The following is a 1,243-nucleotide window of genomic DNA, read 5'->3' as shown; positions in this document are numbered from 1 at the left end:
TGATCTGATCCAATACTTTTGGACACCGCGTTAAGTGAGTAAAATGACTTATCGAGGTGAATATGACAATCAAGAAGACCCGCAAGACCTATACCGCTGAATTCAAAACTGAAGCCCTGAAACTGGCTGAACGTGTTGGCGTTGCTGAAGCAGCCAGGCAGCTCAAAATTTATGAATCGCAAATCTATAACTGGCGTACTGCCGTTGAGAAAAAGTCCAATACCAGCCAACGGGAAGCTGAATTGGCCGCTGAAGTTGCAAAGCTCAAACGCCAACTGGCTGATCAAGCAGAGGATTTAGCCATTCTAAAAAAGGCGGCCACCTACTTCGCGAAGAATCAAAAGTAAGCCGATTCAAATTCATGCTTGAGCACCAACGCCAGTTCCGCTTGAAATCCATGGCATTGGTGCTTGGTGTCACGCGAAGTGGGTATTACGCCTGGCGTAAATCAGGGAAAGAACCAAGCAAACGGCTGAAGAGCCAGCGTTGCCGAGATGAACAAATCAAAGCCGTTTTTGATACGAGCAAAGCGCGTTACGGCGCTCGCCGTATCCAGGTCGAGCTGGCAGAAAAGGGTGAAAGCGCTGACGTGAAAACCATAATAAACAGCATGACACGGCAGGATTTAGTCGCCAAAGCAGCGCGTAAATTTAAGGTCACAACCGACAGCAATCATCAGCTGCCTGTGGCTCCAAACCTACTGGAGCAGAACTTTAACGCGACAGGACCGAACCAGAAATGGGTCGGTGATATCACGTATTTGATGACCAGCGAAGGTTGGCTTTATTTGGCTGTGATCATTGATTTGTACTCGCGTGCCGTGGTTGGCTGGTCGATGAGCAATCGAATGACCGCCCAACTTGCTTGCGATGCCCTGAACATGGCGCTGTTCCGCCGCGGTTTTCCAAAGAACGTGATAGTTCACAGTGACAGGGGCAGCCAATATTGTTCGTATGCGTATAGAGATCTGATTGAAAAACATCAACTTACTCAAAGCATGAGCCGTAAAGCCTGCTGCTGGGACAACGCCTGTGCGGAAAGCTTTTTCCATTCACTGAAGGTTGAAGCCATTCAGTACGAGCCAATCATGGACAGGGAAACCATGCGTCAGACCGTTTTTGAATACATTGAAGTTGATTACAACAAAACCAGAAGGCATAGTTCGCTTGGCTATCTCAGCCCTGAGAATTTTGAATTGAAGAACAGTGCTTAGCTAAGTGTCCAGAGTTAGTGGATCAGATCA

1 protein-coding gene is annotated in these 1,243 nt (G+C 47.7%); it reads left to right on the top strand.

Translation table 11 applies throughout. The features are described 5' to 3' along the window. Positions 1-62: 62 nt before the first annotated feature. Positions 63-1,213, top strand: a protein-coding gene (locus Q4491_RS21410) for an IS3 family transposase (protein WP_303460801.1) whose coding sequence is annotated in 2 segments (ribosomal slippage) — positions 63-306 and positions 306-1,213 — 1,152 coding nt in all. Because the reading frame shifts where the segments join, the coding sequence is not laid out codon by codon here. The last annotated feature ends 30 nt before the right edge of the window (positions 1,214-1,243 follow it).

Origin of the sequence: Photobacterium sp. 2_MG-2023, from assembly GCF_030547675.1 — a bacterium.
GTDB classification, from domain to species: Bacteria; Pseudomonadota; Gammaproteobacteria; order Enterobacterales; family Vibrionaceae; genus Photobacterium; species Photobacterium arenosum.
The sequence above is the reverse complement of the archived record's forward strand: the minus strand, read 5'-3'. Positions and strand labels throughout refer to the sequence as shown.